The sequence below is a fragment of the Methylobacterium sp. E-012 genome (assembly GCF_057836545.1).
This window is the reverse complement of record NZ_JBYQEY010000001.1, coordinates 3,897,345-3,917,485: the sequence shown is the minus strand read 5'-3', so window position 1 is coordinate 3,917,485 and position 20,141 is coordinate 3,897,345. Positions and strand designations below refer to the sequence as shown.

Annotated in this window: 17 protein-coding genes and 1 pseudogene; 10 read left to right on the top strand and 8 right to left on the bottom strand. The window is 61.7% G+C overall.

The genetic code is table 11. The features are described 5' to 3' along the window. The first annotated feature begins 371 nt into the window (after nucleotides 1–371). From AC3IF1_RS18945 to AC3IF1_RS18915, 7 genes and pseudogenes are all read left to right on the top strand, one after another. Nucleotides 372–2,339: an AAA family ATPase gene (locus AC3IF1_RS18945; RefSeq protein WP_489218858.1), complete on the top strand. Its 1,968-nt coding sequence runs from the start codon at nucleotides 372–374 to the stop codon at nucleotides 2,337–2,339. Beyond that, a complete protein-coding gene (locus AC3IF1_RS18940) occupies nucleotides 2,332–2,568 on the top strand; it encodes a hypothetical protein (protein WP_489218857.1) in 237 nt (78 codons plus the stop codon). Before AC3IF1_RS18945 ends, AC3IF1_RS18940 begins: the two co-directional genes overlap by 8 nt. 344 nt (nucleotides 2,569–2,912) lie before the next feature. Next, nucleotides 2,913–3,563 (top strand): annotated as a pseudogene (locus tag AC3IF1_RS18935) (transposase); the annotation flags it as partial. A gap of 140 nt (nucleotides 3,564–3,703) precedes the next feature. Beyond that, nucleotides 3,704–4,123: a hypothetical protein gene (locus AC3IF1_RS18930; RefSeq protein WP_489218856.1), complete on the top strand. Its 420-nt coding sequence runs from the start codon at nucleotides 3,704–3,706 to the stop codon at nucleotides 4,121–4,123. A gap of 40 nt (nucleotides 4,124–4,163) precedes the next feature. Next, nucleotides 4,164–4,985, top strand: coding sequence for a hypothetical protein (locus AC3IF1_RS18925; RefSeq protein WP_489218855.1), 822 nt, complete (start codon nucleotides 4,164–4,166; stop codon nucleotides 4,983–4,985). A gap of 241 nt (nucleotides 4,986–5,226) precedes the next feature. After that, a complete protein-coding gene (locus tag AC3IF1_RS18920) occupies nucleotides 5,227–5,361 on the top strand; it encodes a helix-turn-helix transcriptional regulator (protein ID WP_489218853.1) in 135 nt (44 codons plus the stop codon). Nucleotides 5,362–5,478: 117 nt separating this feature from the next. Further along, on the top strand, nucleotides 5,479–6,255 hold the full coding sequence (locus AC3IF1_RS18915) for a hypothetical protein (RefSeq protein ID WP_489218852.1): 777 nt from the start codon (nucleotides 5,479–5,481) through the stop codon (nucleotides 6,253–6,255). Nucleotides 6,256–6,326: 71 nt separating this feature from the next. Here the strand turns inward: AC3IF1_RS18915 and AC3IF1_RS18910 are convergent, their stop codons facing one another. Both AC3IF1_RS18910 and AC3IF1_RS18905 read right to left on the bottom strand, forming a co-directional pair. Next, nucleotides 6,327–6,953, bottom strand: coding sequence for a hypothetical protein (locus tag AC3IF1_RS18910; protein WP_489218851.1), 627 nt, complete (start codon nucleotides 6,951–6,953; stop codon nucleotides 6,327–6,329). 350 nt (nucleotides 6,954–7,303) lie between these two features. After that, on the bottom strand, nucleotides 7,304–7,855 hold the full coding sequence (locus AC3IF1_RS18905) for a hypothetical protein (RefSeq protein ID WP_489218850.1): 552 nt from the start codon (nucleotides 7,853–7,855) through the stop codon (nucleotides 7,304–7,306). Nucleotides 7,856–8,338: 483 nt separating this feature from the next. Between AC3IF1_RS18905 and AC3IF1_RS18900 the strand changes: the two genes are divergently transcribed. Beyond that, nucleotides 8,339–10,702 (top strand): type IA DNA topoisomerase, encoded by a 2,364-nt coding sequence (locus AC3IF1_RS18900; RefSeq protein WP_489220418.1) that lies wholly within the window; start codon nucleotides 8,339–8,341, stop codon nucleotides 10,700–10,702. Between the two features lie 596 nt (nucleotides 10,703–11,298). Here AC3IF1_RS18900 and AC3IF1_RS18895 read toward each other — a convergent pair. Then, nucleotides 11,299–11,769, bottom strand: coding sequence for a hypothetical protein (locus tag AC3IF1_RS18895; protein ID WP_489218849.1), 471 nt, complete (start codon nucleotides 11,767–11,769; stop codon nucleotides 11,299–11,301). Nucleotides 11,770–12,314: 545 nt separating this feature from the next. Here AC3IF1_RS18895 and AC3IF1_RS18890 point away from each other — a divergent pair. Beyond that, nucleotides 12,315–12,452 carry a hypothetical protein gene (locus tag AC3IF1_RS18890; protein ID WP_489218848.1) on the top strand — a complete coding sequence of 46 codons (138 nt, stop codon included), beginning with the start codon at nucleotides 12,315–12,317 and terminating at the stop codon, nucleotides 12,450–12,452. A gap of 16 nt (nucleotides 12,453–12,468) precedes the next feature. Here the strand turns inward: AC3IF1_RS18890 and AC3IF1_RS18885 are convergent, their stop codons facing one another. The 5 genes from AC3IF1_RS18885 to AC3IF1_RS18865 all read right to left on the bottom strand — a co-directional run bounded on the left by AC3IF1_RS18885 (nucleotide 12,469) and on the right by AC3IF1_RS18865 (nucleotide 19,096). Continuing rightward, entirely contained in the window at nucleotides 12,469–14,019 is a 1,551-nt protein-coding gene (locus AC3IF1_RS18885) for an MmgE/PrpD family protein (RefSeq protein WP_489218846.1), read from the bottom strand. Between the two features lie 92 nt (nucleotides 14,020–14,111). After that, entirely contained in the window at nucleotides 14,112–15,275 is a 1,164-nt protein-coding gene (locus AC3IF1_RS18880) for a peptidyl-alpha-hydroxyglycine alpha-amidating lyase family protein (RefSeq protein ID WP_489218845.1), read from the bottom strand. 300 nt (nucleotides 15,276–15,575) lie between these two features. Continuing rightward, a complete protein-coding gene (locus AC3IF1_RS18875; protein WP_489218844.1) occupies nucleotides 15,576–16,652 on the bottom strand; it encodes a tartrate dehydrogenase in 1,077 nt (358 codons plus the stop codon). 151 nt (nucleotides 16,653–16,803) lie between these two features. After that, the gene (locus AC3IF1_RS18870; RefSeq protein ID WP_489218843.1) at nucleotides 16,804–17,640 is read right to left on the bottom strand and encodes a haloacid dehalogenase type II; all 837 of its coding nucleotides are present in this window, start codon (nucleotides 17,638–17,640) and stop codon (nucleotides 16,804–16,806) included. Nucleotides 17,641–17,797: 157 nt separating this feature from the next. After that, a complete protein-coding gene (locus tag AC3IF1_RS18865) occupies nucleotides 17,798–19,096 on the bottom strand; it encodes an MFS transporter (protein ID WP_489218842.1) in 1,299 nt (432 codons plus the stop codon). Nucleotides 19,097–19,250: 154 nt separating this feature from the next. Between AC3IF1_RS18865 and AC3IF1_RS18860 the strand changes: the two genes are divergently transcribed. Beyond that, the gene (locus AC3IF1_RS18860; RefSeq protein WP_489218841.1) at nucleotides 19,251–19,964 is read left to right on the top strand and encodes a GntR family transcriptional regulator; all 714 of its coding nucleotides are present in this window, start codon (nucleotides 19,251–19,253) and stop codon (nucleotides 19,962–19,964) included. Nucleotides 19,965–20,141: the final 177 nt, after the last annotated feature.

Sequence of the window (20,141 nt, the reverse complement as noted above, 5' to 3'; positions counted from 1 at the left end):
GTCAAGGTTTTCCACAGTAACGAGACGATCCCCTTTCGAGAAGACTTGCACTTCCACCCGTTTACCTGCACTTAAGGCTCATGACCGCGCAGACGAAACGCACGGCGGACCGGGTGGCCCAGGCCTCACCGGCGCGCACCGATTCCCCCTCCCGCGGATAGCCGCGCGCACCATCGCGCCGCTCCGGGAGGCTCCCCTTGATGGACACCTCCCGATGATCACGTCCCGTCCCTTCCGAAAACGGCTGCCTTCGGCCCGGGTCCGTCCCGGCCGCGAGACGTCACGGGCGCATTCGCGCCTTCCCGACCCCCCCCCAGGGCTGAGCCTTGCCGCCATCGTGAGCGGACGGCTGCCCCTGCGCGGAGACAGCCATGATCAAGAGCCTTCGAAAGCCCATCGTCGACCCTGTGACCGCGGAGGAATTCCTCGAAGGCGACGAGGCCGACCCCGTCGTGCCACCCGCGAGCGTGGCCGCCGCCACCCTGCTCGCCCGCCTCCTCCTTGGGACCGCCCTCACGGCCAGGATCAGGCGCCGCATCGTCGGTGAGCGCGGCCTCGCCCTACTCGTCGAGGCGCCGACCGCCGCCTGGGTCGTGCCCCTGCGCAGGGCCCTGAACGGCCTCGCAACGTGGGACGTGGACGAGGTCCGCGATGGTTCCACCCGCCACCGCAGGAAGCCGGACGAAGGCGCCGAGGAGCTCGCGGAATGCATGGCCCGTGGCAAGCGCGTCGCGGTCGTCTGCCACGCCCCCGAGGCCCACGTTCCGCCGGCGTTCGTCGCCGCCGTCGACCTGCGCCTGCGACCAGGCCGGCCGACCAAGGCGCTGGTGGCGGCCGCCATCCACGCCGTCACCGGCACCAGGCCCAGGACCGTGCCCGCTGGCGTGGAAGGCCTCGACCTGCCCGACCTCACCTCCGCCCTGCGCGGCGGCACCGGCGGCGCGACCGCCTGCGTCCGGCGCCTGGAGCGAGCCATCGCCGCGCGCGCCACCTCCTCGGCGAGGCTTCGCGACGTGCCCCACGTCCGCGACCTGCAAGGCTACGGCGGGGAGGCCCTGGAATGGGCCCTCAAGCTCGTTGAGGATCAACAAACCCTGGACGCCGACGCGTTCTGGAAGTCTGCCGACAAGTCGTGCTGCCTGTTCGGTCAACCCGGAGTCGGAAAGACAAGTCTCGTACATAGCATCGCCAAGTCTCTGCGACTACCTCTTGTCGAGACCTCTGTTGCGAACTGGTTCGAGAACTCTACGTATCTCGACAAGACCGTGGCGTCGATGGTGAACGCCTTCGCATCGGCCAGGTCGATGCCGAACGGCTGCGTACTCCTACTTGACGAAATTGACGGCCTGCGGAGTAGGGATAATCCTCAGGACAGGAATTCCAGTTACTGGGCTCCTATCCAGGCCGCATATCTTCGAGAGCTGGAGTTGACCGCGGCCCCGGGATCGCGCGTGATCCTCGTAGGAGCGACCAACTATCCGCGGCGGGTCGATGCCGCGACGCTTCGGCCGGGACGTCTCGGCCGCTTGCTCCATGTCGGCCGGCCTGACACCGCCGGCCTCGCCGCCATCCTTCGGCAACACCTGGGCGGCGACCTGCTCGGCGTCGACCTCGCCGGCGTGGCGGTCGCAGGCGCCGGGGCCACGGGAGCGGACGCGATGTCCTGGGTCGCGGCGGCCAGGCGCTCGGCACGGGTCGCCGCAAGGCCGATGACGGTAGCCGACCTCATGGCGGCGGTCGTGCCGCCCGACGAGCGGTCCCCCGCCGACCGACTTCTTTGCGCGATCCACGAGATCTCCCACGCCGTGGTCGGGCATTCGGTCGGCGCGGGTCGCATCAAGCGGATCACCCTGATCCAGACCGGCGCCAGCGGCGGGTCGATCACCGCGGCCTTCGACGGCGCCATGGTCCATTCCACCGGCCGCCTCCGCGCCATGGTGGTCATGGCGCTCGCCGGCCGCGCCGGGGAGGAAGCCTTCGGCTACGGCCCGAGCACGGGCAGCCACGACGACCTGGCGCAGGCCACGAGCATCGCGGTCTCGATCCGGGCCTCGTTCGGCCTCGGCGGCACGCTCCTCCATCGACGCCCGATGGATCGTGCCGTCGAGCTCCTCGATCTCGACCCGAACCTGCGCGACCAGGTCGAGGCCGACTTGCAGCATTGCTACACGGCCGCCCTCTCATGCGTGCGCCTGAACCGACGTCTGATCGAGGCGCTCGCCCGGCGCCTCCTCGTCGATCTCGTGATCGAGGGTGACGACTTCCACAGCCTCGTCCGCGAGCACGAGGCTGCCATGGACGCGCATGCCGGGCAGGTGATGGAGGCGCGCCATGGATGAGCGCCTCCTCGCGTTCCTCGGCACCCTGGTCGAGATCCGCCAGGAACTCGGCGACGGCGTCTACGAGGCCGCCGTCGAGAGGGCCAGGGTCGCCGTCGCCCACGAGTGCCTCGTCGAGGCCGAGCGAAGGGCACTGCAACGACGGTGTACCGCGCCGAGAGCCAGCTGCGTCATCGTCAACTTCCCGTCGTCTCGAATCGAGACCGACACATCAGGGGAAACGCCATGAGTTTCTGGTCTCACACCGGATCGGCCACAACGTTTGATCGTCCTGGCCGCGGCGATCGTACCGGGCTCGGCATTCTGATTTCTTCGGGGTGCCCGATGGGTGACGACGCTGCCGCGGGCGCAGGGGAGCATCCCCTGCATCGCCATCACGAAAGGTCGGGAACGACGCCAATGAGCAACGGGGAAGGACTGTTCTTCTTCCACTTCAACCAAGCCTACACCGTCGAGGATGTCGCGAGGCGGCTCGACATTTCGCCGAGCCAGGTCCGTGCCCTCATCAAGGACGGCACGATGGTCGCCATCGACGTCGGGCGCGGTGCGGATCGGCGAGACCTCCGCGTCCGCGCCCGCCGTCTCGGCGCATCCCGCAACGCTGTGCGCCGCTGGGTGCGGGCGGGCCGGTTCATGCCCTACCGCCGCGCACCGGGTTCGAGCCTGCTCGATCGCCATCTCCCTTTCGTCGAGGCACGCTGGCGGGAGGGCCAGCACAGCGCCACCGTCCTCCACCGCGCGTTGTACGCGCAGGGCTTCATCGGCAGCTACGACATCGTCCGGCGCTGGGCCTCACGACGGAGGCAGGATGCGCCTGCGCGATCACCGTCCGCCCGGGTCCCCTCGACGCGCCGCATCACCCGTTGGCTCACCGCCGACCCGGCCGCACTGTCGCGGGAGGATCGCGCCTTCACCGAAGCGCTCTGCAGCGCCGCGCCGAAGCTGAAGCAGGCCGCCGAGGATATACGCGCCTTCGCCGACCTCCTGCGCCAGAACGATCCCACCGGACTGACGCCTTGGCTGGAAGCTGCAGCCGCGACCGATCTCGTCGGCTTCGTCACCGGGCTCCGACAGGACGAGCCAGCCGTGCGCGCCGCTATCGTCGAGCACTGGAGCAACGGCCCCGTCGAGGGGCAGGTCAACCGCCTCAAACTGATCAAGCGGAGCATGTATGGTCGCGCCGGTTTCGATCTCCTGCGCCAACGCGTCCTGCATGCTGCATGAGCCGGGATCGGCAAAGCTTGATTGGATGCCAAACCTTCAGCACCGAAAGTGCGGAAGAACCCCGCTTTAACGCCGATCCACACTCCAGCACAAGATCGGCCACGATCTCCTCCAGCGCGCCCGCCTCGCGACGCAGATCCTTGACCTCATCGGCCGTGGCCGCGCGGGAACGCGGCGTGGGCGACGGTAGGGGTCGTTACGCCAGCGTCGAACGTCAAATGGATGGATATCTGCAGCATCCCGGTGCACGGCGCCTTCTGCACCGCCATCAGGAGATGCTCGCCATCCTAGACCGACTCAACCCGTTCGCCAGCAGTATCAAAAACGGGGCAATCCCAGCACCCGACCAGTGGACGAAATCGTGCGTGAACGTCGACGCGTTGCTGCTGAGCGTCGGGATGGCGGCGCGCGCCGGTAGCCGGATGGTGTTGCTGACTGGCGGATTACCGATGAAAGCTTGCGCCCTTACGCACAAGCCGCCTAATGTTCTAACACAGATGGACAAGAGCCCCGCCCCCAACATCGCAAACCGCCTCAAATCACGTCACGAGGGGCAATAGCAATTATTGATAAGATTAATTTGTAGGGCGATCTTTGATCATGAACATCGAGCGCGCGATTCGCATTCTTCTTGACGCCGAAATAAATGGAATTGCATATGAACGCGAATTGGCAGTGGGAGCGTTTGCTTCTTGGATCAATTCATCAGATGAGGAATGTGAATCTGAGTCAGGTTTTTTTTTCGTTTTGAATAGAATTTGGGCACAAATTCGATCGGAAGGAAAAGAAATAGATCCATTAATACTTAGAGAATTTTACAATCCGTCCGAAATATCAAATATCCTAGATAGGCACTGGATTGCAATCCCATATAAGTGGCAAAAACATGAATTTGAGAACTACAATGAGATAGACTATGTTGCTGATATCGTACGATTCATGTTGAGCTACAACCCGCCGACCAAAGATAAACGTCTTAAGGCAAGTTTAGGAAGAGCATACGACTTCATTAATAAACATGGTGGCTTCGATCGCCCGAAAGAGTTTGTTCGTTTTTACAAGCCAAGCCCAGCAACCCATCAACAACAGTGGAAGTTGCTCAAAAGATCAGCTTCATTTCAATTCGTTCGATCGTGGGGCAACTCACTTGATTGGTATATTGATCCCGCATCCGAGGGATTTCTAAAAAGAATATCTGATATTGCCAAAAATCGAAACGATCTAGCAAAATATTTCGGCAAAGTGCGTTGGACGCAGCAAAAATTACTTGATCGCATCGACCCAAGATCGATGAGTGAGGATGAATTTGTCGAATTGCCTGCAAGCCTCAAACCGGTAGCTGTGAAGGTCCCAAAGTTTCCGAAGCGTGGATATGAAGCTCTGAAGGACTATCAGCGGAACCGGGCTGAGAGGCTCCGCTGATATTGAAAAATCGCTTTACTAACAGTGGCTTAAAAGTCCTCTTGCAGCGATCGCAGTGACATATAATGCTGCTGGAACAGTGCAAAGCATTATAGCATGTGAGAATTTGATGGTCCCGAAACGGAAGGGACCTAGACAGATGATAAGTAAAGTCGATGATAGGTCATCGGCAGTTGATAATTGGCCTCGATACGGCTTCGTTCGGTTGAGCTAGATACTGGCACCGAACGGACCAATCCCGATGAGCAAGAGCAGCTGGTGGCAGGGCGTCGCTGACGGGCGATTCCCGCAACCGATCAAGCTCGGCCCACGCACGACAGTTTGGCGCGCGGAAGAGATCCGGGCGTTCATCGAAGCTCAGTCCTCGCGAGGCTGAAGCGTTCAACGCGGCGACTGCAGCGCCGCCCTTATCCCTCCCCACCGAATAACCCCCGCCAGCTTCGCGTAACGCGGAACTGCGTGCTCGTGGCTGGCTTAATCATGAGCGACAGCGATGAAAAAGCCTAAGCCGAAAAAGACGAAGGCGCCGGAGCTAAAATACCACCAGTGGGAAAGCGCCGCCAAAATCGCACGTCAATTACAGGCCTTCTACAACGCCGTGATGACCCGGCACAACGAAGCACTCTACATAACGTTGGCCGGCGCCTTGATCGTCAGAAAAAAGTATGAGGACGATAAGGAGTGGCAAACACAATGCGACGAACCGTTCTGGGAAAAGCGCGAACCGCGATACAGGCCGAACCCAGATACGAGTAGCCCAATGCGATCGCATTATACGGGGCTATTTCTATTCGCCGGTAAAGATTTCGTTCGCGTTAACAGGGCGCAAAAGTACGGCAGAGTTCTCGATTACTACTTCAATCTAGGCATCGATCCGGTAAAACTGAAAGCCAAGATCTTCACTGATGGAGGAATCGAGGCAGTTTTAAAGAAGGTCGCTGAGAATGACCCACGCTACAAAAAGCTCGATGTCGAAGAGCTGCCAGAACCACAAGCGAAGGATATCTACGGCGACGATTTTGTAGCCGACGATGAAGAAGATGACGGAGATGACCAGAAAAGCACCAGCAGCGGCAAGAAACAAAACAGCCAAAAGCCGAAACAAAACCCCTACCGCCTTGGCATCGACCTGACGAAGGAGGAGTTTGAAAGGGCCATGAAGCGGCCGATCGGCAAGAAAATCCGAGTCATAGCGGTGCGTGAAGCAGGGCAGGGGGCGTACAAACCCTACCGGTCTACAAAATTCGGTCTTTACCCGAAGAAAAAGTAGCGGCCCTACGAGTGAGGTGGGCGTGGCGGCCATGAACCGCCACGCCCTTGTCGTTCAGTGTACAGCTTCGATCAAGGCCAAATCTCAAGCCAGCGGCTCGGGCGCATCGCCGCGCGGCTACTTGATTGAACCTCGCCAGAGGTCCGCGGCAGCACGAACAGACCGTCGACGCCGATCGAGGCGCGCTTGACTACGGTTTTGAAGCCGTACCCAACCACGTAACACTCCTCGGTTTCGATCTGGGTGATATACATCCGCAACAGCTCGTGAAGCCCATGAATGTAGATGTGCATGAAATCGGCGAAGTGGCCTTCTATGCTGCCGGCGAAGCGCCGATCGCGGTGATAGAGGGCGGCGACATGCAGGTGGAGGCCGTCGTTGACCCGCACCTCGTCGAGCATCACTTTCTCCTGCTTGGCGACCGGGTAATCGGGCGAAGCGATCCAAATCGGCAGCTTGCCGCGGTTTGCAGGCGCGTTCGGCCGGCGGAAAAGGCGGCTTAGGTGGGTGGCGTATACCCGGTACAGCTCCTGTTCCATCGCCCGTAACTTGGCCGCTTCAGATCCTGGGATTTGTTTGAACATCAAGGTGATGAGGTAGCCTTCCCATCCAGCATTCATCTTCTCCTTGAAGTAGGTACCCCAGGCTTCGATGTATGCTTTGCGGGTGGGGTAGCTGTTCGTATCAAGCATCGTCATTTCAACTGTTCCCATTTCCAATTAGGCAATAGGCCGCCATATACACAGCAGGTCTGCAGTGCATTGGCTCTTCTGATAAAGTAGGGGCGGCGCAGCGGGCGCTTCCACGCGTTGCTTTGGCCTACGTTTTCAATTGGTTTTTACGAGTTTGGCGAAGCCCACTTCTTGGCCTCAGGATCACGTCGCCAGGGATCACGAGAGAGCCGCGACGGTGGGTTCATGCGTTCGCGCTCGGTCTTCCCGCCTGATGGACGCCCCGATACCCGTGACGTGGGCGCTGCAATTCCAGAAACTTCACGACGCCGCGACATCCGGCGGGATCTACCCCCCGTTCCCGCCAGCCATGAGGCTTATCGATTCGGCGCGATAGCCCAACTCCAATTCGCGGCAGCCTCGTAGCAAACACATCCGACGAGCTCGACTGAACCGGGACCGCGCGAACACATGGCGTCCCGTCCTGATTTCCTCGGTTTTGCCGTCACGCCTATTCCCAGTTTGGCAATTTCCGCGAAACACACCCGTGCGAGTTCAGCCGAACTTGCGTTAGACGGGGCCGCTATCAACGCATTGAGGGCGGAAAACATCGCGGCTATCGCGAAGTCGCATGGCCCTTCAAGCCTATGAAGATCACGAGCACCCGTTTCCCCGATCCACTCGACGAGCACATCCAAATTATCGATTTTAAGCTTGAGCTCAGGATCACTTGCACCGAGCCCCTCGAACTCGATCACATTGCGAGGCCGTAAAAAGCTCAACGTGTCTTCACAGCTGATGCGAATTTCAGAAACTGCAGCGCCCCATCCGCTGCAGCTAGTTGGACGAACAATCGTCACGCTGATCGAATTTGTAAATAGTCCCAACATTGATTTTCCCCTCAGGTCGATACCAATCGGATCGCCCAAAGGATTTTTACGAGTCTCGAAGCTGCGCAGATCTCATTACATCGTTTAAGTTAGCCAGAATTTCCAACCATCCTGGACTGGTGCAATCTTGCCAACGAGCAGTTCTTCTCCATCAGCAATACAAATCGGGCTCTTCTGGAAAAGAACGGAATGATCCGGAGATGTACGAGTCTGAGAAGGACAGTCGGTACCTTTAGGGTGTCCCGTCGGGTTCAGCCGCGCTGAGACAAGGAGCGGCCGGGAGCTAATTGTCGGTCGCCGGTCTTCCAAAAGCGTTCGTCGGAAAGCAGACTTTGAACAAGCCGAGTTGTCCGAAACATGGGATTGAGGCAGCGCCGGCTGGGCCTTCGAGATCGCGCATCATCGAACACAGCGTCACGGCGCAGCAGCCTCCTGACGCCCAGCGCGGTTGCAGGCAGCGACGTGCTAGAACACAACGCGAACAATTCATCGCTCGTAGCGAGCGCCTTCGTGGGCAGCGACATGTCACCACCGGGTTCCGGCCGCACGCTGTTCTTCTTCGAGAAGCCCTCGGCGATGCGGCAGCTGCAGCGCTTCTTTCGCTCGCCGAACACCGTCTGCGTGGCTGCCGAGGGGCACCTGCTGTCCGCCGAGGAGCCGGGCAGCATCCGGCCCGGATGGAAGCCATGGCGCTTCGACGCGCTGCCCATCACGCTCGCCACGATCCCGGTCAGCTACGGCACCAATCGGTCCAGGCAATCGCACGAGCCGAAGATCGCCGCCATCCGGCAGGCGCTGAGCGGCGTTGAGCGCGTGATCATCGCGACCGATCCCGGGCGCGAGGGTTCCATGATTGCTTGGGAGGTGCTGGAGCACCTCGGCTGGCGCGGCCGGGTCGACCGGCTCAAGCTTGGCGCGCTCGACGATGTCTCGATCCGGCGCGCCTTCGCGGCCCTGGCGAAGGAGCCAGGCTCGGGCGAACGCGACTACGCCGCCTACCTTGAAGCGCTGTGCAGGCAGTACGAGGACTACCACCTCGGCCTGAACGGCACGCGGGCCATCTCGCTGCGCCTGCGCCCACCCGCCTTCCGGGAACCCTGGCGCTTCGGTGGCGTGCAAACGCCGACCCTCGCCATCCTGGCCGACCTGGAAGAGCGCATCCGCTCCTTCGTGCCGAAGGACTTCTTCAAGGTTGCCCTGCACCTCGGCACCCAGTCAGGTGCCGAACTGACCCTATGGCATGCCTCCAAGGAGCGGATCTTCGACGCAGCGGTCGCCGAGACGATCCGAGCGGCCGCCGCGACATGGTCGGGTCCCCTGGCGGTCGAGCACAAGGACGTACGCCGCGCACCGCCTCGGCTGTTCTCGAAGGACACCTTGGCGCGGCGCTGCGCCAAGCGATTCGGCTGGGACCCTCAGCAGACGGCCGGACTCGCCCAGGAGCTGTACGATCAGGGCTACTTCAGCTACCCGCGTACTGAGTCCGAGTACCTGCCGGAAGGGCAGGCGGGTGATGCCGCCGCGATCGTTGCCGCCATCGCGACCGTGTTGACCGACGTGCGCGACGTCAGTCCGGGAGGCGAGGTGCCCCTGATCCGACGCGGGGCGAAGGGGCACTACGTCAAGGACCCGGGCGAGCACCATGCCATCGTGCCCCTGCGCAAGGTGCCGGAACGCAGCCGCCTCTCCGCCGATCAGTTCCGGTTGTGGGGGCTCGTCGCGAAGGCGTACCTCGCCGCCCACCTGCCCGACGGCATCGACGCCCGTACGAGCGTCACGGCCGAGGTCGGGACGCCGCTGGGCGCGAAGCGGTTTGCCATTTCAGGCAGCGTCATCCGCGTCCCGGGCTGGCGTGCAATCTACGGCAGCGAGACCGAACTTGAAGCGGACGTGGTGCCCGGCAAGGCCAAGCGGGAGGCGGAGGCCACGTCGGCGCGCCTGCCACTGGTGAACGACGGGGAGGGCGCAACGGCCACGAGCGCAGATGTTGCCACCGCGATGACCGAGCCGCCGCGGCGGATCACCCGAGGCGAGCTGCCGGTGGTGATGGGCCGGTTGATTGATCAGGTGGATGATTCGGCGGTCAAGCGCGCCCTGGAGAACCCGGTCAATCCGAACGAACCCAAGGGCCTCGGCACGGCCGCCACGCGCGACACGATCCTGCCCAAGCTGCTGAAGAGCCGCTACATCACGCTGGCCAATGGCAAGGACCCGGCCATCGAAGTGACCGAGGTTGGGCTGGCCTTCATGACGGCGGTGCGGCGCGTGTTTCCGGCCTACGGCGACCCAGTCGGACGCGCCCTGTTCGAGGCGGAACTGGCCGAGATCGGTCGCGCGGCCACACGGGCCGAGGCCGTCGAGCGGGCCAACGCCTTCCGGCAACGCACGCGCGCGCGCCTCGATGAGCTGATCGCCGCGATCTCGAACTCGCCCGTCGTCAGCCTCGATTCAAGCCTGATTCCGCCCAGTCAGGCCGACAATCGGCCGCCGACGCCGGCCATGGTGTCGTTCGCGGTGAGCTTGGCCGAGCGGAAGGGCGTGAAGCTGCCACGCGGCTGCAAGAGCAGCATCAGCATCTGCAGGGCTTTTCTCGACACTCATGCCGGGCAGCGCCCCCCCCAGGAAGGTGACGGTGACCAATCCACCGACCGCAGGGTACCGAGCGCGGCGATGCTCAAGTACGCACGCAGCCTGGCCGAGCAGCGTGGCATCCCCTGCCCATCGGAGGCTGAGACCGACTTTGACGCGCACGCGGCGCGGCCGCAGCGTGAAGGGGAGACGCCGAGTTCCGGCGCAGCCAAAGCCAGGGAGCCTGCCGGGCGCGGCAAGCGGCAGGGTAGGGTGCCATCGGCATCGCGACAGGCAGCACCACGACGTCGAGCCTGAAGCGATCGAAGGGAGTGATAAAAAGCCCTTTCATGATCCGATTGCCGAAGGTCGGTGATGACCGGGCCGCACAGAGCGTGATTTTGTGCGGCCTCAGCGCCCAATTTGATTTAAATGAGGCTCGTTCCGTCCGCGCGCTTGAAGAAATCAGTAATGATGACTTCCGGTCCGCGTTCCATCGGTCCCGCTTCTCTGTATGGGTCGATTAATTCATTAACTCGCATAACTAGTTGCTTCATGGTCGGGATAGGCTCGATCCGATCGGCTAGCTTCAGAACACAGCGCCAAAGCGAGCGACGTAGTGTGTCGATCTCATGCACGCCAGTGCGAGGCGACTTGCCGTCGATGCTTCGAAAAAGGCGCCGAATTTTGCCATCGGCCTACCCGCTGTCAATAGGCGTCGAAGCCTCACCCCTCCCGAAATTGGGTTCAATGCGTTGAGATATGTGCTGAATTTTACTTTGAGGTGGGGTCACGGTCGGCGCCGATAGTGACCCCACCTCGATCTCGATTTTTGCATTTTGAAGAAAGAGTTAGCTAAGTTTTCGCCGGGGCCATACTTCGAAGCCGATTCACAGCCTCATACTCGTTGCGGACTACAGCAGGCTGGTGCCGTCGGCACGTTTGGCGAAGTCGAAGGGACTGACCACCGGTCCCGGTTTCAACCATCCCGCTTCCCGGCACGCGGAGATCATGAGTCCGCACTGCATCGCCAACTCAGCCATGGCTACGAACGGGCCGAGCGCATCGGCGAGCTGCAGGACCCGCGCCCAGGTCAGACGCCGGAGCCCGTCGGCGGCGCGGCTGGCCTCGCACGACAGCAAGCTGTCGGCGCGCGCGATGAAGGCATCGTAGTCGGCTTCTGGTTTCGCCCGCAGTTGCCCCGCGTCAGTGTAGCCCTCAAGCATGACGCTGCTCATGGCCGCCATCTCAGATGCCGCCTGCAGCGGACCGATCGCTTCAGCGCGCAGCTGTATGCACCGTAAGATTTCGCCCGGCAGAGGGTGAATGGGCCGATCGCATCCAGGCTTCGACGTATACGTGCGACGATTGCTTTTCTTGGTCATCGTGTTGCTCGCTAATCTGGAATGCGGCTGTGCATCCCTCGAGCTTTTACGAGTCTGGCCGCGGACACCTCGGGCCGAGATCGAGGCGGTCGCCGAAGCGCTGACGTTGTTAGCGGGTCCGTATCACTTGACTCGCACATAGATCCACTCTGGCTTGACTGGATCCTTATCGATCACGCCATCCACACCACCGGCGCCGATTTGCCGATCAGTGTCTTGTCGAGGTCGTTGACGGATCCGCTTCTTGATGCACCTCGGTTCTGTAATGCTCTCTCGAAGAGCAGCCAAAGGCCGAGCCTAAGCGTTTCGATGCCGCTGCGGCACGACCGAGGCAGGGGTGGCTTACCTCATGCTCGAGACACACCGCAGCAGCGGCTTTGGGGCCGTTCCAAACCGTATGCTCATGATCACCGCGATTGCATGTGCGGTCGATTTAGAACAAAATACGAACAGGCTGCCATGTGCAGCGGGCGCCTCCGCGGGCAGCGACATGTCACCTTCGTGTTCCGGCCGCACGCTGTTCCTTTTTTTAGAAGCCTACGGCCATGCGTCAGTTGCAGCGCTTCCTCCGCTCGCTGAATACGGTTTGCGTTGCTGCCGAGGGACATTTTCTGTCGGCCGATGAGCCTGTCAGCATTCGGCCCGAATGGAAGCCCTGGCGCTTCGACGGGCTGCCCATCTAGCTTGCTACGATTCCGGTCAAACGAACATCCCGGCAAAGACCGACCGCATGTCCGGCACCGACTCCAAGTTCTGCACGGAGACCACGATCCGCTCGGCTCTATCGCGCGGCAGACCAGCAAACTCCGTGCAGTCCTTGAATTTGCGCACCTCGTCTTCAAAGCTCATTGGATTCTGCGGACTGCCCCGGGCAAAATCGTCCTGGCCCAAGAAAATCCGCCCATCCTTGAGCCGGACGGTGACAAGGCTGCGCATCTTGTCCGCTCCCGCCGCGTCGGCCGCTGGGTCGTTGTAGAAGTCAATTCGCTCAACCATCGCCCGCAGGTCGGGGCGGCTCACCACATCGTCCTGGAACTGTGCGAGTCCGGCCCTCCCCAGCACGAGGAGGACGGCCATGCAGTACTCCATGCTGAACTTGCCTTGCAGGCCCGTCGTCGGGCGATGGTGGATCAACGTGTTCAGCATCTGCCGGTTGGTGCCAACCCGCACTTGTTCCACGTCCTCCGGCTTGATGCCGTGCTGTGCGATCAGCCCGGCCATTACGTCCATCGCAGGGTGGGTGAGCGAGCCGGATGGGTAGGGCTTGATCGACACGCCGGGCGAAAGGAGCGACCACGGCCGGCCAAACCGACCCACGATCGCCACAGGGTCGAAGCCGCCGCCGAAGGCCGCGAAGAACCCGCGCTTGGCCTCGAAAATGTCTTCGGCCGCCGTCCATCCAAGCGCGGCAAGGTCAACGGCGGCAATCCCGGCCTCGGCGGCGTGGCCGGCCTGGAACGGCTTGGTCATGGTGCCGAAGTTCTCGCGCAGGCCGCCGGCTTCCGCCCCGGCAACGCCGAACGCGTTGCGCACCTGCTTTGCGTCAAGGCCGCGCAGCTTGCCCGCGGCCGCCGCCGAGCCGAACACGCCGCACATACTGGTGGAATGGAAACCGCCCTCGTAGGAGCGGGGCGCGATTGCCTCGGCAAGCTTCGTCGTGACCTCGACGCCGAGATGGTAGGCCAGCATGAAGTCGCGGCCGGACTTAGCCAGCGCCTCCGCCACCGCGAGCGCGGCGGGCAGGTTCGGTACGGTTGGGTGAGTGAGCAGGCCGTAGACCCGGTCCTTGGCCACGGCGAGCTGGGTGTCGTCGTAGTCGTCAGCGTGGATGGCGACGCCGTTGGCGAAGGCGGCAAAGCGTGGGCCGGCGTGCAAATTGGTACCGAGCACGGTGGCCGGTCCGTTCAGCACGCCGATGTCGGCGAGGTAGCGGCGCACGATCGGACCGGTCTCGGCCTTCTCGCCGGCGATGGCGAGCCCGATTGCATCGAGGATGTGCTTTTTGCCGAGCGTGATCAGCTCGGGCGGCAGGTCCTCGTATTGGGTCGAGACCACGAATGCTGCGGCCTCCGCCGTCACTTCCGGGGCGGGGGACTTGTGACCGGCGGCTGTATTAGGATCGGCCGCTTCCGGGCGGACCTCCGCCCGGGGCTCGTCGCCCGCCGCCCACGTGCGTCGGCCCGTCCCGGCGAGAGTCGCCGCGGCCCCGATCGCTGACAGGCCGGCCAGGAGTTGCTTGCGGTTGAGCATAACCCATCCTCCTCGTCTCGACGGGGCTGGCTCAGGCGGCCACCCGCACCGTCTCTTTGAACGGCCAAATTGATCCAATTTTCGATTGTCGATCAGAGAGGGCCCTGAAGCAGATACTTTCGTAGGCTATGGGCACCTACGTCTGCCGCGTAGATGTTGCCGTGCTCATCGGCGGTGACGCCGGACGCCGATGACCCGCGCGCCACCGTACTCAGATCGGCCGGGTCGGGGATGAAGGCTTTCAGCATCCCGTCCTTGGCGCTGCCGACGATGATCCCCCTGATTAGGCCCTTCGTCGCCGTTGGGTCATTTTGCGCCGCACCTGTATAGGCGGGGTCTGGATATGCCGTCCCGGCGTAGATCGTGTCGTCCGCGCCGACGAACACCGAGTTCACTTGGCCGAACTGCGGCCAGGCGGCGATGAGCTTGCCGTCCTGGTCGAACACCTGGACGCGCTTGTTCTGACGGTCGGCCACGTAGACGTGCTGTTGGGATCCGCCGATACAGATATCGTGCGGCCCATCGAAATCACCCGGCGCCGACCCCAGCTTACCCCAGCTTTTGATGAAGCGACCGCTCTTATCGAATTTCATGATTCGAGCGTTGTGGCGCGCGTTTGGGTAGTGGCCGTCCGAGACGAAGATGTCGCCGTTGGGCGCGACGGCGACGCCGGATGGGCGGTCGAAAGTGTCGGAGCTGCTGCCTGAGATCCCCTCCTTGCCCAGCGTCAGCAGCACCTTGCCGGTCGGACTGAGCTTGAGGACGTCCTGGCCCATCACCGCGCCGTCAGCGTTCGTCGCGGGCAGGCCAAGCACAGCCGCCTCGTCGTTGACGTCGGTGACCAAGAGGTCGCCCTTTTCGTCGATGGCGAGGCCGTGTGGGTAGGCGAGCAACCCAGCGCCGAAACCAGCCAGCAGCTTGCCCGACGGGTCGAACTCCAGGATCGGCGGATAGTCTTTGTAGGCACCGAGGCAGACGGCGCTGCCGGGCGGCGTGACGGCGAAGCAGCGGTGGAGGACCCAGATGTTGCCGCGCGGGCCGACCTGCACCCGGCTGACCTCGCCCCAGCGCCCGCCGTTCATGCTCGCTGGCAGCGTAGGCCAATCCTCGACGAGGCGGTATGGGTTTGGCAGATCGGTTGGCTGCAAAGGCTGAGCCTGCTGGGCCTGCGCCGGGCAGCCAAAAACGAACGCGCATATGCCGAGCATGACTCCGCGCGGCATTCGACTGCGACGCCACAGATTCATCGGATGCATCGCTGATCAACTCCCCCCACCCTTTTGGTGCGGCTCGCCCCGCTCGCAAGAGCGATAGTCTTACCGCCGCACCACGCCCTCACAATTACAATCCGGCGAAGCTTTGGATCACCGCAGTATTCGGTCTCGCTGCGGGGACATTAACTTCGCCGGAGGCGATGAGCACTCGACCAAGCCGCCTTGACGGCCTGTGCCATCAACGCCGCAGCCTTTCCCGCTCCCACTATGACCGAGCAACCATAGGGCGGCTCCGATAGATGCCGGGCAAGGCTAGCGGCGGGATCAGACACGGCGCCCGTCTTACTCGTTGTCGCCCTGAACGGCAGCGATCACCGCGTCCGTGACCTGACGGGTGGTGGCCTTGCCGCCAAGGTCAGGCGTGTGCAGGCTCGGATCGGCGGTGACGCGCTCGACCGCACGCATCAGCCGGTCGGCCGCGGGCTTCTCGCCGAGATGCTCCAGCATCTGGCAGGCGGTCCAGAAGGTCGCGATCGGGTTGGCGATGCCCTTGCCGGTGATGTCGAAGGCCGAGCCATGGATCGGCTCGAACATCGACGGGAACGTGCGCTCCGGGTTGATGTTGGCGGTTGGCGCGATGCCGAGGGATCCCGCCAGCGCGGCCGCGAGGTCCGACAGGATGTCGGCGTGCAGATTGGTCGCCACGATGGTGTCGAGGGTCTGGGGCTTCACCACCATGCGCATGGTCATCGCATCGACCAACATCTTATCCCAGGCCACGTCCGGGAAGTCGGCTGCGACCTCGGCGGCGATCTCGTCCCACATCACCATGGCGTGGCGCTGAGCGTTCGACTTGGTCACTACCGTGAGCAGCTTGCGCGGGCGGGACTGGGCGAGCTTGAACGCGTAACGGATGATGCGATCGACGCCGCTACGGGTCATCATCGACACGTCGGTGGCGACCTCGTTGGCGTGGCCCTGATGGACGCGTCCGCCGACGCCCGCGTACTCGCCTTCCGAGTTCTCGCGGACGATCACCCAGTCGAGCTCCGGACCGGTGACGTGGCGCAGGGGGCTGGTGATGCCGGGCAGGATACGGGTCGGGCGGACGTTGGCGTACTGGTCGAACGGCTGGCAGATGGCGAGCCGCAAGCCCCAGAGGGTGATGTGGTCGGGCACGTCAGGCGCACCGACCGCGCCGAAGAAGATCGCGTCGTGGTTACGGATCTGCTCGCGTCCATCGGTGGGCATCATCACGCCGTGCTTTTTGTAATAGTCCGAGCCCCAATCGAAGTGATCGAACTTGAACTTGAACGTCCCGTTCTTCTCGGCCAGGGCGTCTAGCACCTCGATGCCTGCGGCGATGACCTCGATGCCGATGCCGTCCGCGGGGATGGCGGCGATGCGAAATTCTTTCATAGATTTATCCTTTTATTTTCGTTGTAGCTCAAGACATTTTGATGGGGTGTTGTTGATTTTATTGATAGAGAAGACAAAACTTAAGCGTCTGATCTTTTAATGTCTGATCGTGGCGCTACATGGTGTCATCATGCACCTCATCGCTGAACGCTCAAGCGCCAAGTTTTTCAGCTAGATCTATGAGATCATTTGACATCAGATCGAAATAACTTTCAGGCGCGAGATCAACATTGCCCCTCGGCCCGAACTCCAATGGACGTGGCACAAAAGCAACTCGAAAACCGAACGCTTTGGCAGCTTTCAAATCATATTTGTGGCAAGCAACCATCAAGATCTGACTCGGCTTGAGCGCAAGAGCGTTCTGTCCTAGCTCGTAGACCTTCGGGTCCGGCTTTGATGATTTGACCAATTCCGCAGTAAGGATGCAATCGAAAGGAAGTTGGCCAAGTTTTGCGATGCTCACCACTGAGGCCATGCTGCCGTTGGATAACGTCGAAAGCGTATATTTCCGGCGCAAACGTTCGAGGCCGGGCCGCGTGTCGGGCCATGGCTCAAGCTGCGACCACAGTGCGTTCAGCCGGTCCCGGTCGCCGCCGTTGAGCTTTTGACCCCACTCATAGGTCGCGAGCAGCGTGTCGAGGGCGCTACGGTAGATCTGATCGGTCGATCGCCAAGTGATGCTGCCCGCAATAACCTGATCGAGTTGGCGACGATATTCAGTTCTCCACTGGTCTGCGATCCGGGTCCAGTCCGCTTCTATTCCATGTTCTTTAGTAAAAATCTCCCCTTTTCGAACTATCGTCGTGTAGAAGTCGACTATAGTTCCTTGAACGTCGAATAACAAAGCTTTAATCGTGTCAAGATTGAAGGATGCCTCTCGTTCAGATTGCTGTGCTGCAGCATACTGAACTTCCACGGCAGGCCACGCGCCGGCGGCGACGGCGGCGAAGGTTAGGAACTCGCGACGACCAAGTGTGGGATTGGGCATTGGAGATGATTCCATCAGGGCGCATACTTTCAAATAGTTTGTGTCATGGCGTGAGTTGGAGGGATTTTACATTTTGCTACGCGCAATTTTTGCGTGCGAGTTGTTGTTGCTGATGTCGTAGGTTGTCACACACGACCTCAGTGAGTCGGCGTCCAGTTCAGCGCGCGATGGCGCTTGAGGGTTCAGCACGCCGCCCCGCACGAGCGACGAGGAGGGTGACGACGGCGGAAAGGACGAGCAGCCCGGCCACGAAGATCAGGCCGCCCATGAAGCTGCCGGTCTGGTCCTTGATCCATCCGATCGCCCAGGGGCCGACGAAACCGCCGAGGTTACCGATCGAATTGATCGTGGCGATGCCCACCGCTGCCGCTGAGCCGGAAAGGAACATTGTCGGCATGGCCCAAAGTGGTGGCTTGGCCGAACTGATGCCTATGTTGACGAGGGTAAGGGCGGCGACGACTGCTAGGGTCGAGGACGCAGCCCCGGCCAGCAACAGACCCGCTGACGCGAAGAGGCAAGCGATGACGACGTGCCACGTGCGCTCGCGTGCCCTGTCGGAGTGCCGCGCCCACAGGATCATCGCGATGATCGCGATGGTTGGCGGCACGCCGTTTAGGAAGCCGACCGCCATCGTGGACAAGCCGAAGCTCTTGATGATCTGCGGAGCCCAGATGCCGAGTGTGTACAGACCGGCCGAGGTGCCGAAGTATATCAGCGCGAGCGCCAGGACGCGGGGGTCGCACATCCCGGCTACAATCCCATGCTTGGCGACCACCTTCTTGCGCGCGTGCTCTTCGTTCATCTCCGCCACGAGCCACTTGCGCTGATCGTCAGGGAGCCACTTCGCCTTCTCGGGCCGATCGGTCATGTAGAACAACGTGATCACGCCGAGGATGACGGCCGGAACGGCTTCAACGATGAACATCCACTGCCAACCGTGCAGACCGAGGATGCCCTCCATCTCCAGCAGTGCGCTCGACACCGGCGAGCCGAGCGCGACCGAGATCGGCGCTGCGGCCATGAACAGTGAGACGACGCCCGCCCGGTAGCGGATCGGGAACCAGTAGCTCAGGTAGAGGATGATACCGGGGAAGAAGCCTGCCTCGGCTGCGCCGAGCAAGAACCGCAGGGTGTAGAAGCTGTACTCGCCCCACACGAAGGCGAACGCGAACGAGATGACCCCCCAGGTGATCATCACACGGGCTATCCACAGCCGTGCGCCAACCTTATCGAGGACTATGTTCGAGGGAATCTCGAACAGGAAATAACCGAAGAAAAAGATACCCGCTCCGAAGCCAAATACGGCTGACGTGAAACCGAGGTCCTTGTTCATCGTCAAGGCTGCGAACCCGATGTTCACACGGTCTATGAATGCGATGAAATAGAGCAGGCAGATGAAGGGGACCAACCGCCACGAGACCCGGTGCATGGTCGCCTTTTCAAGCGGTGCGTCCATCGTTCCCTCCTGCCGCCGGGATGCTCCGTTGATTCTGGAGCGCCATCTTCCATGCAAGCTAGAATACGGTTAGGGGCCCCAGATACAGGTGTCAATCCCCGTTCCTCAGTAGGCATGGAAGATGATAGGCATACTGCAACGGGAGATACAAAGAATGGCGCGAGTGCGAGCCGAAGTACGTCTGGACACGGAAGAGAGCGAGAAGAAGACCTCGCTCGTGGATGACGCCTATGCCGCCATGCGTGCAGCGATCCGCGACGCTAGCTTCGCGCCGGGTTATCAGGCATCCGAGCAGGAAATCGCGTTGCGGTTGGGCATGAGCCGCACCCCCGTGCACGAGGCCGCGATCCGTCTGCAAGAGGACGGGCTCGTGCGGGTGCTGCCGCGCAAAGGCATCTTGATTCTGGCGCTCGCGCCTGACGACGTGCGCGAGATTTACGACGTGCTCATCGGCATTGAGGGACGTGCGGCAGAACTCGTCGCGGCGCTACCCAAGGTCGAGCGGCTTGCCGCCGCGCGTGTCCTCGATTTCCACACGGACGCGATGGCGGACGCACAGCAGAGCGGAGACTTGCCAGCGTGGGGCGAGGCGGACGGTGCGTTTCACGCGGCGCTTATCGAGCACGCGCGCAACGGTCGGATGAGCCGGATCATCCAGACGGTAAACGACCAGTCCCACCGCGCGCGGATGCTGACGCTCAATCTACGCCGAGGGCTCGACGCCTCGATCAACGAGCACCGCAAGATCATCGAAGCCATTCGCACAGGCGAACCTGTTGAGGCGCTGGAGGCTGCACGTCTGCACCGTATCCGCGCACGAGACGATCTACTTCCGATTCTCAAGAGTTATGGGCTTAAGCACCTGTGAAAGCGCTCTTGACCTACGGACAGCCCGCATCAAATACAAGCTTATGCAGTCAAGTCTGATCTTCCAAAATCCGCTCGTATTCGAATGTGTACTTCCAAGCATTGGCGCGTAATAGCTTGACTTTTCACATTTATAATTCGCAAAATTATGATGCAGGCAACGTAGTTTTTCAAGTTT